This is a genomic window from Chryseobacterium soli, assembly GCF_000737705.1.
Classification (GTDB): domain Bacteria; phylum Bacteroidota; class Bacteroidia; order Flavobacteriales; family Weeksellaceae; genus Chryseobacterium; species Chryseobacterium soli.
Genome location: NZ_JPRH01000002.1, coordinates 141202 through 154661, shown reverse-complemented (window position 1 = coordinate 154661; position 13460 = coordinate 141202). Strand labels below are relative to the sequence as shown.

Annotated in this window: 10 protein-coding genes; all 10 read right to left on the bottom strand. The window is 33.8% G+C overall.

All coding sequences use genetic code 11. The features are described 5' to 3' along the window. Positions 1-49: 49 nt before the first annotated feature. Positions 50-1342: a nucleotide sugar dehydrogenase gene (locus tag IW15_RS06005; RefSeq protein WP_034710027.1), complete on the bottom strand. Its 1293-nt coding sequence runs from the start codon at positions 1340-1342 to the stop codon at positions 50-52. Next, positions 1339-3741, bottom strand: a complete 2403-nt coding sequence (locus tag IW15_RS06000; protein ID WP_034710026.1) for a GumC family protein — start codon at positions 3739-3741, stop codon at positions 1339-1341. Before IW15_RS06000 ends, IW15_RS06005 begins: the two co-directional genes overlap by 4 nt. Before the next feature lie 7 nt (positions 3742-3748). After that, positions 3749-4567 (bottom strand): polysaccharide biosynthesis/export family protein, encoded by an 819-nt coding sequence (locus IW15_RS05995; protein ID WP_034710025.1) that lies wholly within the window; start codon positions 4565-4567, stop codon positions 3749-3751. Positions 4568-4603: 36 nt separating this feature from the next. Continuing rightward, on the bottom strand, positions 4604-6532 hold the full coding sequence (locus IW15_RS05990) for a polysaccharide biosynthesis protein (protein ID WP_034710024.1): 1929 nt from the start codon (positions 6530-6532) through the stop codon (positions 4604-4606). A 121-nt stretch (positions 6533-6653) separates the two neighbouring features. Next, positions 6654-7745 carry a DegT/DnrJ/EryC1/StrS family aminotransferase gene (locus tag IW15_RS05985; RefSeq protein ID WP_034710296.1) on the bottom strand — a complete coding sequence of 364 codons (1092 nt, stop codon included), beginning with the start codon at positions 7743-7745 and terminating at the stop codon, positions 6654-6656. A gap of 44 nt (positions 7746-7789) precedes the next feature. Then, positions 7790-8254, bottom strand: a complete 465-nt coding sequence (locus tag IW15_RS05980; protein ID WP_084681371.1) for a regulatory protein RecX — start codon at positions 8252-8254, stop codon at positions 7790-7792. 58 nt (positions 8255-8312) lie between these two features. Next, positions 8313-9578 (bottom strand): serine hydroxymethyltransferase, encoded by a 1266-nt coding sequence (gene glyA / locus IW15_RS05975; RefSeq protein WP_034710023.1) that lies wholly within the window; start codon positions 9576-9578, stop codon positions 8313-8315. Between the two features lie 107 nt (positions 9579-9685). Then, a complete protein-coding gene (locus IW15_RS05970; RefSeq protein WP_034710022.1) occupies positions 9686-10588 on the bottom strand; it encodes an NAD(P)/FAD-dependent oxidoreductase in 903 nt (300 codons plus the stop codon). 231 nt (positions 10589-10819) lie between these two features. Then, the gene (locus IW15_RS05965) at positions 10820-12013 is read right to left on the bottom strand and encodes an efflux RND transporter periplasmic adaptor subunit (RefSeq protein WP_034710021.1); all 1194 of its coding nucleotides are present in this window, start codon (positions 12011-12013) and stop codon (positions 10820-10822) included. 16 nt (positions 12014-12029) lie between these two features. Continuing rightward, on the bottom strand, positions 12030-13454 hold the full coding sequence (locus IW15_RS05960) for a hypothetical protein (RefSeq protein ID WP_131368505.1): 1425 nt from the start codon (positions 13452-13454) through the stop codon (positions 12030-12032). Positions 13455-13460: the final 6 nt, after the last annotated feature.

Genomic DNA, 13460 nt, shown 5'->3' with positions numbered 1-13460 from the left:
TGTTTATTTTTTTATTTAATGGGATATATTGGAATGGGCAAATAAAGTTTTATAATCTTGCATCTACCATCGTTCTATCTAAACATGCCTTTGCATCAAATACAACACCATTATCTGTTTTAATTTTCTGAATATCCAGTTTCAAAAATTCATTATGAGACACAGCAAGAATAATGGAATCATATTTTTTTCCATCATTAAGTCTATCTATAAGTTCTACATTATATTCTTGACGAACCTCTTCTTTGCTTGCCCAAGGATCGTATATATCTACTTTGATACCAAAATCAATTAATTCTGAATATATATCGACTACCTTTGTATTTCTGACATCAGGACAGTTTTCTTTAAATGTCACACCTAATATTAAAGCGTTTGAATCTTTTATAATTCCCCCTTTTGCAATTAAAAGTTTAACAACTTTAGACGCTATAAACTTGGCAATTGAATCATTCACCCTTCTTCCTGATAAAATAACATCTGGGTGATAACCGAGTTGTTCTGCTTTATGGGCTAAATAGTATGGATCTACAGATATACAATGACCACCAACCAGTCCAGGTTTATACTTAAGGAAATTATATTTCGTTCCGGCAGCTTCCAAAACATCATGGGTATCAATCCCTATTCTATCAAAGATCAGAGCCAATTCATTAACAAATGAAATATTTACATCACGTTGAGCATTTTCTATGGCCTTAGAAGCTTCCGCTACTTTTATACTTGGTGCTTTATGTGTTCCAGCCGTAATGATTTTCTTATATAGATTATTAACTTCCTGAGCAATTTCTTCAGTAGACCCAGAAGTTACTTTTTTAACACTCGTAAGTGTATTAATTTTATCTCCAGGGTTAATTCTTTCAGGGGAATAGCCAACAAAAAAATCTAAATTGAATACAAGACCTGAATATTCTTCGAGAATAGGAACACATTCTTCTTCAGTACAGCCAGGGAAAACCGTTGATTCATAAATAATAATATCTCCTGTTTTTATAATTTCGCCAAGCATTTTTGATGCAGAGATTAAAGGTCTTAAATCTGGAGCATTATATTTGTCAATAGGTGTAGGAACTGTAACTATATAAATATTAGCTTCTACTATATCAGATAATTTACTTGTTGCTTTGTATCCTAATTTACCTTCTGTCTCTTCAAATTTTTTCAATCCATTATCCAGCTTTTCTATATCTGCTTCTAATGTATTATCCATTCCATTATTAAGTTCTGTTACTCTTTGATCATTTATATCAAATCCTAACACTGGATAATGTTTAGCAAATTCTAGGGACAGAGGCAGCCCTACATATCCCTGTCCTACAACTGCTATTCTATATGGTTTCATCTTTTTGTGAATTTATTTTTAATTTTCTCCAAACATGTTTGTTCTATATGATTATTATAGCCATAACCATATTTATTGCTGTATCCCAAATTCTCTCTACTTACATCATTTAATACAAAGCCTACATTTTTAATTTTCTTTTGATCGATATTACTATTCGCAAATTCTAATAATGCTTTTTCAGTGTACTTCGATCTTGAAACATAAATAGTAACATCCGCAAACTCTGCGATCAGGAATGTATCTGTAACAAGCAATAATGGTGCAGTATCTAATATTATATAATCATACTTTAATTTAAGTTGATCTAATAATATTTCATATTTTCCATTTGATAATAATTCAGTAGGATTTGGAGGAATCATCCCTGAATAAATTACATCTAAATTTGGATTAAAAGAAGATACATGAATAATTTCATCCAGATTAGCCTGATCAGAATACAAATATTCAGTAAGACCAGCCAAGCCTTTTCTTGCCGTATTATATCGTTGTAATTGAGGATTTCGAATATCTGATCCAATAATAATTGTCTTTTTCTTTGGATTCGCTAACGTTAAAGCTAAATTAACAGATGCAAATGTTTTCCCTTCCCCTTTTACTGTCGAAGTCACGAAAACGACTTTTCCTTTCTTATTATCCTTAGGAAGCATAAAATTCATATTAGTAATCAAAATTCTAAATGCCTCTGCCATAGGAGTAACATCATTCATCCTTACTATATCGGAGTCTCCCTTCTCCAAGCTTGGCAGTTCTGCAATTACAGGTGCATGAACAAGTTTTTCCAAATCATGCTTGGTGATTACCTTATTATTTAATAATTCTGACAAATAGATAATAATAAAAGGAATAAGAAGGCCAACTGCCAAGGCCCCAAGAAGTATTATATTTTTCTTCGGGGAAACAGGTGCACTGGAAGCGTATGCTGTATCTATCACTCTTGCTTTTGGAGCAGTAATCGATAGCCCTATAGCTGTTTCCTCTCTTTTTTGTAAAAGAAGAAGATACAGGTTTTCTTTAATTTGCTGCTGCCTTTCAATTCCTCTAAAAAGCTTCTCAATAGAAGGAAGTTTAGATATTTTACTGGAAACTTTACTTTGTTCTCCTAAATATTCATTTTTAGTTAACTCTAGACCGTCTTTATTCCTTTGTAAACTCTGCATTATTGTTGTACGCATCGCACCAATTTGCTTCGTAACATCAATTACTGTAGGGTTTTCTGGCGTAGCCGATTCCAATAACCTATTACGCTGCATGATAAGCTGATTATAAGTGGAAATTCCAGCAGCAGCTTCAGGACTGTTTAAACCAACATTAGATGGTAGAACCTGAAACTGTCCTTGTTTTGAAACGAAACCAATCAAAGAATTTGTCAATTCCAGCTGAGCATCAACATCCAGTTGTTTTGCTCTTGCGGCAGCTGAACTTTCTAAATCTATTTTTGCTTCAGTTTCAAGATCCGTAAGATTATTTTTTGTTTTAAAATTTTCTTTTTGATTCTCTACTTCACCTAGCTCTCCTGAAAGTTTTTTTATTCTATCTTCGATAAAATCCAAAGTTTTTTTAGATTCTAAGTTCTTATCAGTAATCGCATCATTATTATAAGCTAATACTAGTGCATTTAGAATATCAATAGCTTTTTCTGTTTGAGGATAATTTAATCCCAGTCCTAAAACTGTAGCATCTTTATTAACAACTCCAACATTAGAAATACTTTGAAAATAAGATATTTTAGCTTCTGTCGTAGAAATTTTGAGTTGCATTTCATTTACATCTAAATCCCTAACAGTTAAAGGGTTAAAATCATTATTTTTAATAATAATAATGGTTGCAAATGGTAAATTTATAGTTGTTCCAAATTTTGAAACGATTTCTTTTCCAATTTCATCTGAAAAAAGATGTAACTCATTTCCTTTTATTGTCAAATTAATTGGCTCTTCAGGAAACTTAGCCAAAGGCTTTTCTGAAACGACTTTAATACTAACCGGAGAAGAGCTTTTATATAATTCAACACTTCCGATTTTATTTTTTGAGAAAATATCAACCTGCATATTTTGAGATTTCACAACATCTCTCATCAGTTTCTTAGATTTTAAAATCTCAATTTCATTATCTACACTATTCGTTTTCATTCCTCCGAATCCAGATAAATCTTGAAGTATTCCAACATCACTCACGGTAGTAGTTTGAGAGCCTTTGGAATCTTTTATAAGTATTGTAGTTTTTACACTATAAACTGGCGTTACAAATTTTAAAGCAAAATAAGTTATAAGAGTACATAATAGAACTGAAATAACAAACCATGGCCAATTTCTTAAATAGGGTCTGATAACTTCATTAATATCAATACTTTTTAAATCTTCCGTTTGTGATAAATTCAGAGTTTTTTGGCTGTCCATTAATTTTTTACTTCTTGATTAAACTTACTACAACAGCGGCAGCTGTAATGGCAATTGAAAGTGCAGTTATGTAGAATGTCGTATTTGGGTTTTGTTTAGATGCTAAATCCTTTGTATTATTAGAAGCTACAATGATAGCATCCCCTTGCTTCAAATTATAATAAGGTGAATTAATTAAATTGGCATCTTGTAAATTTATCTTGCCATGAATTATTTGTCCATTTTCAGTTCTAATGACCAAAACATCATCCCTCTTACCATACATTGTTAAATCTCCAGCCATTCCTAATGCATTTAAAATTGTAGCTTGTCCATTTGAAATTACATAATCTCCCTGCCTGTTTACTTCTCCTAAAACTGTAATTTTAAAATTCGAAATTCTTAAGTTTATTGTAGGGTTAATAACATAACGAGCCATTTCACTTTTAAGCACATCTTTAAATTCGGTAAATGTTTTTCCGGAAGTATTAAGTTTCCCTATTATAGGAAAATCTATATTTCCTTCATTATCTACAATATAAGTAGGTCCTGCAATGTTAGTTGTGCCTTGGGTAGGAGTATTTCCGCCAGCAAAAGTATTGTTCTGAATAGTTTCAGATGAAGAATAGTTTTGATTAAAAGGCTTCACAACATCCATATCTTTTGCCGTCACCAATATAACGAGTTGATCTCCCGGTTGAATAGTAGAACTAGAATTTCTAGTAGAAGCTTCTACAGCTACTTGTTCTATGTTCTGCATATAGTTCAGATCATTTTTTGTATTAGGATTTGTTTTGCATGAAACTAGCCAAAATGCTAGTAATATAATCAATATCTTACTTTTCATATTTTTTAATTATACAAATATACATTTATATTTTTCTTATATATCCAAAATCTCGTAGACAGAATTATTACTCCTGAATTCAGGTACGATGATTTTCAAAATTTTCACCACCTCTACTTTGTCTTTCATTATAGAAGCGTCCGTAACCAAATCTATCAGACCTTCTATTTCTAAAAATGCCATGGCTGGATCTTTAGAGATCATAATCTTTTCATTATGAGTAGGAAGTGTTTTAGCATTGTCACTCAACAACTCTTCATATAGTTTTTCACCTGGCCTTAATCCGGTATATATAATTTTTATATCAATATTGGGTTCAAAACCTGATAATTTAATCATTCTCCTTGCGAGATCCAGGATCTTAACAGGTTCGCCCATGTCAAAGACAAAAATTTCACCTCCTCTTCCCATAGTTCCTGCATGAAGAACAAGTTCACAAGCTTCAGGAATTGTCATAAAATATCTTACAATATCAGGATGTGTAATCGTAACTGGCCCTCCCGCTTCAATCTGCTTTTTAAAATGTGGTATAACAGAACCATTTGATCCTAAAACGTTACCAAACCTTGTTGTAATAAATTTTGTAGTATTTCCTTCGACATGCTGTAAAGATTGAACGAATAATTCCGCAGCTCTTTTAGAAGCTCCCATTACATTGGTAGGATTTACCGCTTTATCTGTAGAAATCATTACAAACCTGTTCACCTTATAACGGCTTGATAAAACAGCAATATTTTTTGATCCCAATACATTGACACGAATCGCCTCATTAGGATTTTCTTCCACTAAAGGTACGTGCTTATAAGCCGCAGCATGGTATACCATTGAAAAATTATAAGTCTGAAATAGTGGTTCAACTCTATACATATTAGAGACATCCGCTAAAACAAATTTAAATCTTATGTGAGGAAATTTCTCCTTCACTTCAAGCTCAATGTCATAAAGAGGTGTTTCGGCTTGATCTAAAACAACTATCAATGCAGGATTAAATTGGGCAACCTGTCTTACAATTTCACTACCAATAGAACCTGCACCACCCGTTACCAATATATTTTTATTGAAGTGCCTGCTTCTAACTTCTTCACTTTCAATTTTTATTGGTTTTCTATTAAGTAGATCTTCAATCTGAAGATTTCTAATCGCCCCTCCTAAATCACTGTCTCTTAATTTTTGAACGGATGGAGCTTTGAAAATATTTAAGTCTTTTTCTAAAAATAAATTTACCCAAGAATTCATTTCATCTTTAGACATCATTTCCTTAACAATAATAACACCATCAATAATAAGATCTTCTTTTGTTGTTTCCTCTATTCTTCTTTTTTCATAAATAGGTTTTCCTAATAAAGAAGCTCTTTTAGAATCTTTTCTTTGAGTCAGAAAACCAACCACCTGATACGGCAGACTTGGATTATCCAAAATAGCACGGGCTATAGCAATAGACTGTTCGTCAATACCCAATACTAAAATTCTTTTTTTCAGAGCACTTCTTCTATATTCTCTAACAATATGAAAGAATTCTTTCACATATAGCCTGAAGAGAAACAGGCCCATGAAAGAAATAATAAAATACAACACCAGAAAAGGTGTTAATATAAACTTCCCCCCCATAGTCCAGAAATAGGTCAGGTTTACAACCCCTATAACGGTCATAGTACAAAAACATGATATCAACAATTTGAAAAGGTCAATAAAAGTAGAATGTCTTATTATTCCTGCATAAGTCTTGAAAAAATACATAAACATAGTATTTATCAAAATTATAAAAGCAAAAACAACACTTTTATCTTCATGATAAATAAACTCTTTTTGGGTAATTTTTTCAATAGTATAAGTAGAAAGAAATAGAGACATCACCAAAATGATAATATCTATTACAAGTATTATCCATCTAGGTAAATATCTAACGTCTGAGAGATTGACAACATTATCACCTCCGAATATTTTTTTTCTAAAAGAGCTGTACATTGTCTGTATTTGTGTTCATATTCAAATGGGTTACCCCCTAGTTTTAATTAATGATAATTCTTAAGAGTGGATACAAAATTAAAATAAAATTTCATCTACGCTTAAATTAAAAAAAACAAATTTAGTAAATTTCATTTTGTAAAACATTAGAAATTCTAGCTCTGTAATCATCTGTTAAATTAGTTCCCGACGGTAGGCACAGTCCTGTATCAAAAAGTGTACCAGACAAATTATCTCCAAAAAACTTATACCCTTTATACAGAGGCTGAAGATGCATAGGCTTCCATAGGAATCTGGTTTCTATATTATTCTGTGAAAATTTTTCTTTTAAATTTTCTTTTAAAAAATCATTTTTCAGAATAACAGTATTGAGCCAATAATTAGAATAAAAGTCACTATTTGGTGCAGAAAATAACTCAATATCATTATTATTCTTCACTGCCTGTTGATAAAAATCATGATTTTTTCTCCGCTGCTCTATTTTTTTCTCGAGTGTTTCTAACTGTCCTCGTCCTATTCCAGCTGCAATATTATCCATTCTGTAATTATATCCTATTTCAGAATGACTATAAAATTCTGCATCATCCTTAGCTTGTGTAGCAAGGAAAAGAGTTCTTTTTTTAGCAGCTGCATTTCGGGATATTAAAATTCCACCTCCTGCAGTCGTAATAATTTTGTTCCCGTTAAAACTTATAATGGAAAGATCTCCAAAAGTTCCACACAGCTGGCCCTTATATTTACTACCTAGTGCTTCTGCACTGTCTTCAATAATAGGAATTTCATACTTTCTGGAAATATTGAGTATTTCTTCCACCTTAAAAGGCATTCCATATAAAGATACTGTGATAATAGCTTTAGGTTTTTTCCCTTGCTGAATAACATATTTTATTGCTTCTTCCAGCATGTCCGGACACATATTCCATGTCAGGCTTTCGCTATCGACAAATACAGGTATCGCCTTTAAATAAAGAATAGGATTAGCAGTAGCAACAAAAGTGAAAGACTGACAAATTACAAAATCTCCTTCCTCAACATTTAGTAATCGTAACGCCAAGTGAATGGCAGCAGTTCCGGAAGATAAAGCTGTGACATAAGAACTGTTTCCTAAATAATTTTCCAGACTTTTCTCAAACTCATCTATATTGGAGCCGTATTGGGAAATCCAGTTGGTATCAAATGCGTTCTGTATGTATTTAAGTTCATTCCCTCCCATATGCGGAGGAGATAGCCAAATCTTTTCTTTTTTCACTTATCTGCTTATGTTTCGTCAAAAGTATCAATTATTTTCTCATATTCAAAACCTCTACTCATCAAATATTTTATGGTCTTCGATTTTCTTTGATACTCTTTTTGGTCTTTTTGCCTGGAATAGTAATCTTCAAAAATTTTTCTGATGGTCTTTTCATAGTCAGCTTCATCTATTTCATCAAAGCATTTACTGATAAGCTTTTCAGAAATCTGCTTTTGCTTGAGATTCATTTTTATTTTACCTTTTCCCCAATGCTTTATATAAAATTTTCCTCTGATATAGCTTCGGGTAAACCGTTCCTCATTTAAATAGTTCTCTTGGAGAAGGTAAAGCATAATCTCTTCCTTTGCTTCCGGAATCAGCATAAATTCCTTCATTTTCTGCTCAACCTCAGCGTGGCAGCGATCCTGATAAACACAATAATTTACCAATTTCAGTTTGATTTCATCGAAAGTGAAAGATTTCTTATCCATATTGATAAAAAAAGAATGAGCTATCGCTCATTCTTTATATTTCTGTTGGCAATACCTATTAGTAGTTAAACAATGCTTTACCTTCCATTAATTCATTAACTTTCTTTCTTACGGAAGTAAGAACTTCTTCATTTTTGATATTGTCTACAACATCAGAAATCAATCCTGCGATAGTATCCATATCCTGTTCTTTCAATCCTCTGGTGGTAATAGCTGCAGTACCTAATCTGATTCCTGAAGTTGTGAATGGAGATTTGTCATCGAAAGGAACCATATTTTTATTACATGTGATATCTGCCAATACCAAAGCTTTTTCAGTTTCTTTTCCGTTTACACCTTTATTTCTAAGGTCTACAAGCATCAAGTGATTGTCTGTACCTCCGCTTACAATATCAAATCCTCTGTCGGTCATTGCTTTTGACAATGCTTGAGCATTCGATTTAACCTGCTTTGCATAGGTTTCAAATTTTCCGTCCAATGCTTCTCCGAAAGCTACTGCTTTACCAGCAATAACATGTTCTAGAGGACCACCTTGAATTCCTGGGAATACAGCTCCGTCAAGTACCTGGCTCATCATTTTGGTTTCTCCTTTTGGAGTTTTATGTCCGTAAGTATTTTCAAAATCTTTACCCATCATGATCATCCCACCTCTTGGGCCTCTCAGTGTTTTATGAGTGGTAGTGGTTACAACATGACAGTGTTCGAATGGAGAATTCAATAATCCTTTCGCCACCAATCCTGCAGGGTGAGCAATGTCAGCCCACAGTGTCGCTCCTATTTCGTCAGCAACCTCTCTGAATTTTGCATAATCCAAATCTCTTGAATATGCCGAGAAACCTGCAATAAGCATTTTCGGTCTTTCTCTTAAAGCTACTTCTCTCATTTGGTCATAATCGATCAAACCGGTTTCCTGCTGTACTCCGTAAGAAACTACCTGATACTGGATTCCTGAGAAATTAACTGCTGAACCATGAGTAAGGTGTCCTCCCATTGAAAGGTCCATTCCCATAATTTTATCACCGGCTTTCAAAACTGCAAGATAAATAGCTGCATTAGCCTGAGAACCTGAATGTGGCTGCACATTCACATAATCAACTCCAAAAAGTTCTTTTGCTCTGTTGATGGCTAATGTTTCAACCTCATCTACTACTTCACATCCTCCATAGTATCTTTTTCCTGGGTAGCCTTCTGCATATTTATTCGTCAATACGCTTCCCATTGCTTTCATCACATTTTCAGAAACAAAATTTTCTGATGCAATAAGCTCCAATCCGTGAGTTTGTCTTTGTTTTTCTTTTTCAATAAGGTCGAAAATAATATCCATTTACTTTTAGTTTTGAGATTTTCCACCCCAAATGTACGGAATTTCCCTCTAGATTTTGGCATCCCAAAATATGATTTTTGGAATTAAAATCATAAATATTCTATAATTCAGAAGTTCTCATCTACCAGTTCTTTGTTAACCATAGCACCTGTAAAATTGCCCTGAGAGACTGCATTTGCTACTGAACGCATCATCGTGACATTATCTCCACAGGCATATATTCCGTATACAGTCGTCTTTTGAAAAAGATCAGCTTTAATAAATCCCTGTTCCGTCAGCTCATAGCCTAAATCTTCAGCAGCCTTCAGGTTTTGTTCAAAAGGTATTTTAGAATACAGTACTTTTAATGGAAATTCTTTTCCATTTTTAAAAACTATTGTACTGATATTTCCATTTTGATGTTCTATCTTTTCAATTTCATCTTCATTAATATGGATTTGATGCTGCTCTAATTTTCCGATCTGCTCTTCTGTAAAAGTCGATTTTCCGTTGGTGAAAAGGGTAATTTCTTTAGTCCAGTTGAGGATCATTTTTGAAAATTCATAGGCTATATCTCCACTGGCTAAAATTCCTGTTGGTTCATTTTTCACTTCATAACCATGGCAATACGGACAGTGAAGAACAGAGATCCCCCAGCAGTCCGTAAATCCTGGAATGTCCGGATGTATGTCTTTAATTCCGGTGGCAATAATCAATTTTTTAGCGTTGAATTTTTCTCCTGAATCAGTTTCAACTTCAAAACCACCAGAAATTTTATTGGTTTTCACAACGATTCCATCGTATAATTTTACCGTTTCATATTTTAATACCTGTTCTCTTGCTATCATATTGATCGCCTTTGGACTTTTTCCGTCATGCGTCAAGAAATTATGAGAATACGGAGTTTGCCTGTTGCAGGGGTTTCCACTATCGATGATGAGAACATTCCGCAGAGATCTTCCCAAAGACATTCCTGCTGATAAACCTGCGTAGCTTCCTCCTATGATAATGACGTTAAAATTGTTTTCCATAGCTTGTTGGTTGTTGGTTGTTGGTTGTTGGTTACGCAAAGGTAAATAAATCTCCACTAATGCAATTAAGTTGCAATAGTGTTTTTTTTTATAAATATTTCTCGGTAAGGAAAAATGCAAACAACTGATGGTAGATCTTTAAAAACTACAAAACTTTAAATATCCCTGTCTTAAAAACAAAAAAATCCCGAAAAAATCGGGATTCCAGTTTAAAACTTATATAGTCGTTTATTATTTTTTCTTTTCTTTAAGCTCTTCTTTATCTTTATCGGAAGGATTCCATACTTTTACATTGGCATCTTTTGTAATTCCTGATAGGATTTGCACATTGATTCCATCGCTGGCACCAAGCGTTACATAGGTTTTCTTAAATTTCCCATCTGCCTGCTTAACCTCAACAAAAGGTTTGTCTTTTCCGTTGCTTTTTTCATATTGAATAAGCGATTCATCCAATAACAATGCGTTTTTCTGAGAACTTAATACAATTTCTCCGTTGGCAGAGAAACCAGCTCTGATGTATTCGTTGTTAGGATTTTGGACATCACCTTCAACCGGGAATTTTATAGTTCCGTTGGTATCTTTTCCTTTAGGAGCAATCATCGTCAGTTTTCCCGGAAAACTTTTATTCTGTAAAGCACCGATCACAATCTTCATATCCATTCCCTGCTTTAGTTTTCCTGCCTGCGCTTCATCAATATCCCCCTGAAAGATCAAAGAGCTAAGATCTGCAATAGAACAGATGGTTGTTCCGGCATTGAACGAGTTGGCTTCAATTACCTGGCTTCCTACTTTTACAGGAACTTCAAGCACTGTCCCTGCTGCTTTAGAACGAATCTGGGTTGTTGCTAAGCCCTGTAATTCCGGAGTAGCTCCTGTTTTTACAATTTGCAGTCTTTTTTGAGCAGTCTGCAGCTGTTGATTAGCATTTTTCACTGCCTGCTGCATAGAATACAGGTCCTGTTGTGAAGTAAGGTATTCCTGTTTGGAAATTACGCCCTGCTTATACAGTTTTTCCTGCATAGCAAACTGTTTCTGCTTATTGTCTACATTCATTTTTGCATTACTGATCTGCAGTTGAGAATTCATAACCTCCTGCTGTGCATTATTTACATCAGCAATATTCGGGATAATTCTTACGGTAGCAATCAGCTGTCCGGCAGTTACTTTATCTCCTTCATCTACCAGAATCTTATCGATAATCCCGGCAATGTTGGGTTTTATTTCAATTTCTTCTTTTGGAACGATTTTTCCGGTCGCCATTACTTTATCATCCATATTCTGGATGGTAGGTTTACGGGTAAGGAAATTTTCGCTCTGCTTCGTATTGGACTTTATGAGGTACCCAATTCCTGAGAACAACGCCACTGCAAATACAAGCCCCAACACTATATAAATGGCTTTCTTCCAAGTGAATTTCTTTTTCATATATCTAGTTTATTTTTTAATATTGAATTAATTGGTCTTTATTAATACTTTTATGTTTGGCCAGTTTTTCAAACGCCGGAGCTAGGTCTTCTTTCTTATTAATAAAAAGAATGATGATCATCCTGTTTTTGGCATCTATAAAACTTATATTCTGTATGGACTGGTTATATTGTATTCCTTTAATCTCCGGGAAAACCTTTTTCAATTCGTCCAGATTTTCTTTTTGATTCTTATCCAGCAGCATTATAAAAGAGGAATCGGCTTCCTGCAATTTTGAGCTTTGTGAAATATTTTTCATTGGGCTCGAAACACGTACATTGTTGGCACTGAAATACGTGAAAAGAGCATCAAATATATAATTCCCTTCCAATTCTTCCGTATACAGATTCAAGGTATTAAAATTAGGTGCATATTCATAAAGCGAATCAGGAAAAGTCTGTTCAAACTTTTTAATCGCTTCATCAATAAAATCCTTGTCAATTGCTTTATTTTCCTCCAAATATTTTTCAGTTAACGGATAAATCGCCTTTGCAAAGAGCGCAATGGTAGGATTATTATACCATTCCTGTGTATCCAAAACCCCTTTGTTTAACACTTTATATGCATATCCGTTGCCCAATGCTGTTGCCATTGCTTCATTAAAATAAGAATAGGCCAGCTTCGCATATCTTGATTTATTTTGCTTAAAGTAAGTCTCCTGCTCTTCCTGAACTTCCCTACTCTGCTCGTTATATAAAATGTGACACATCTCGTGCATCGTTACTCCCAATGTTCCTACTGTATCATTGGAATCTGTCATACTTCCGACACACAGCGCATTTCCATGAGGTGTTGCCGTAGTATTTCCACTTTTCCCGGGGATAGGATACAGCGTCACATAAAACGGAATATGCTGATCCCAAGATGATTTATAAAAGTGATTAAACTTTAAAAATAGTTCAGAACTAACAGCATTATATTTTTTAAGATCATCGATCTGTTTTTTAATCTTTGATTCATTCTCATTCCATACAAACTGTCTGAAATAAGGCTGTACATTTTTCAACGTCTGGTATACCTGCATTTGCTCATTAATAGGCAAAATCCCGGTTATTCTTTCATTAAAATCATCAAGATCTTTAGACTTCAGGGTGTTTACGATAAGCAGTGTCAAATAACTTTTCATATACATCCTGCCTTTCGGATAATCCTGTCTTGTAATGCTTTCATTAAAATCCATGGATTTAAAATCTCCGACCAATTTCTGAAAGTCTTTATCTCCTGATAGCTTTCCGTCTATATATTTCCTGTATGTAGAAGAGGTTCCCGGCATTTTTGCTGCCGTTTCCATGAAATTAAACAGGCTATAGACCTCACTTTCTTTAAAAATGAAAAAATCACTGCGCTGTCCGTAAACAGCTCCAAAACAGTAGATCATTATGAGTAAAAAAAGCTTTTTCATCTTTGT

Bases quoted from the DNA above. Each gene is read 5' to 3' on its own strand.
- IW15_RS05965 (WP_034710021.1), bottom strand. From the start codon at position 12,013: ATGAAAAAGAAATTCACTTGGAAGAAAGCCATTTATATAGTGTTGGGG.
- IW15_RS06005 (WP_034710027.1), bottom strand. From the start codon at position 1,342: ATGAAACCATATAGAATAGCAGTTGTAGGACAGGGATATGTAGGGCTG.
- IW15_RS05970 (WP_034710022.1), bottom strand. From the start codon at position 10,588: ATGGAAAACAATTTTAACGTCATTATCATAGGAGGAAGCTACGCAGGT.
- IW15_RS05960 (WP_131368505.1), bottom strand. From the start codon at position 13,454: ATGAAAAAGCTTTTTTTACTCATAATGATCTACTGTTTTGGAGCTGTT.
- IW15_RS05985 (WP_034710296.1), bottom strand. From the start codon at position 7,745: ATGGGAGGGAATGAACTTAAATACATACAGAACGCATTTGATACCAAC.
- IW15_RS05995 (WP_034710025.1), bottom strand. From the start codon at position 4,567: ATGAAAAGTAAGATATTGATTATATTACTAGCATTTTGGCTAGTTTCA.
- IW15_RS05980 (WP_084681371.1), bottom strand. From the start codon at position 8,254: ATGGATAAGAAATCTTTCACTTTCGATGAAATCAAACTGAAATTGGTA.
- IW15_RS05990 (WP_034710024.1), bottom strand. From the start codon at position 6,532: ATGTACAGCTCTTTTAGAAAAAAAATATTCGGAGGTGATAATGTTGTC.
- IW15_RS06000 (WP_034710026.1), bottom strand. From the start codon at position 3,741: ATGGACAGCCAAAAAACTCTGAATTTATCACAAACGGAAGATTTAAAA.
- glyA (WP_034710023.1), bottom strand. From the start codon at position 9,578: ATGGATATTATTTTCGACCTTATTGAAAAAGAAAAACAAAGACAAACT.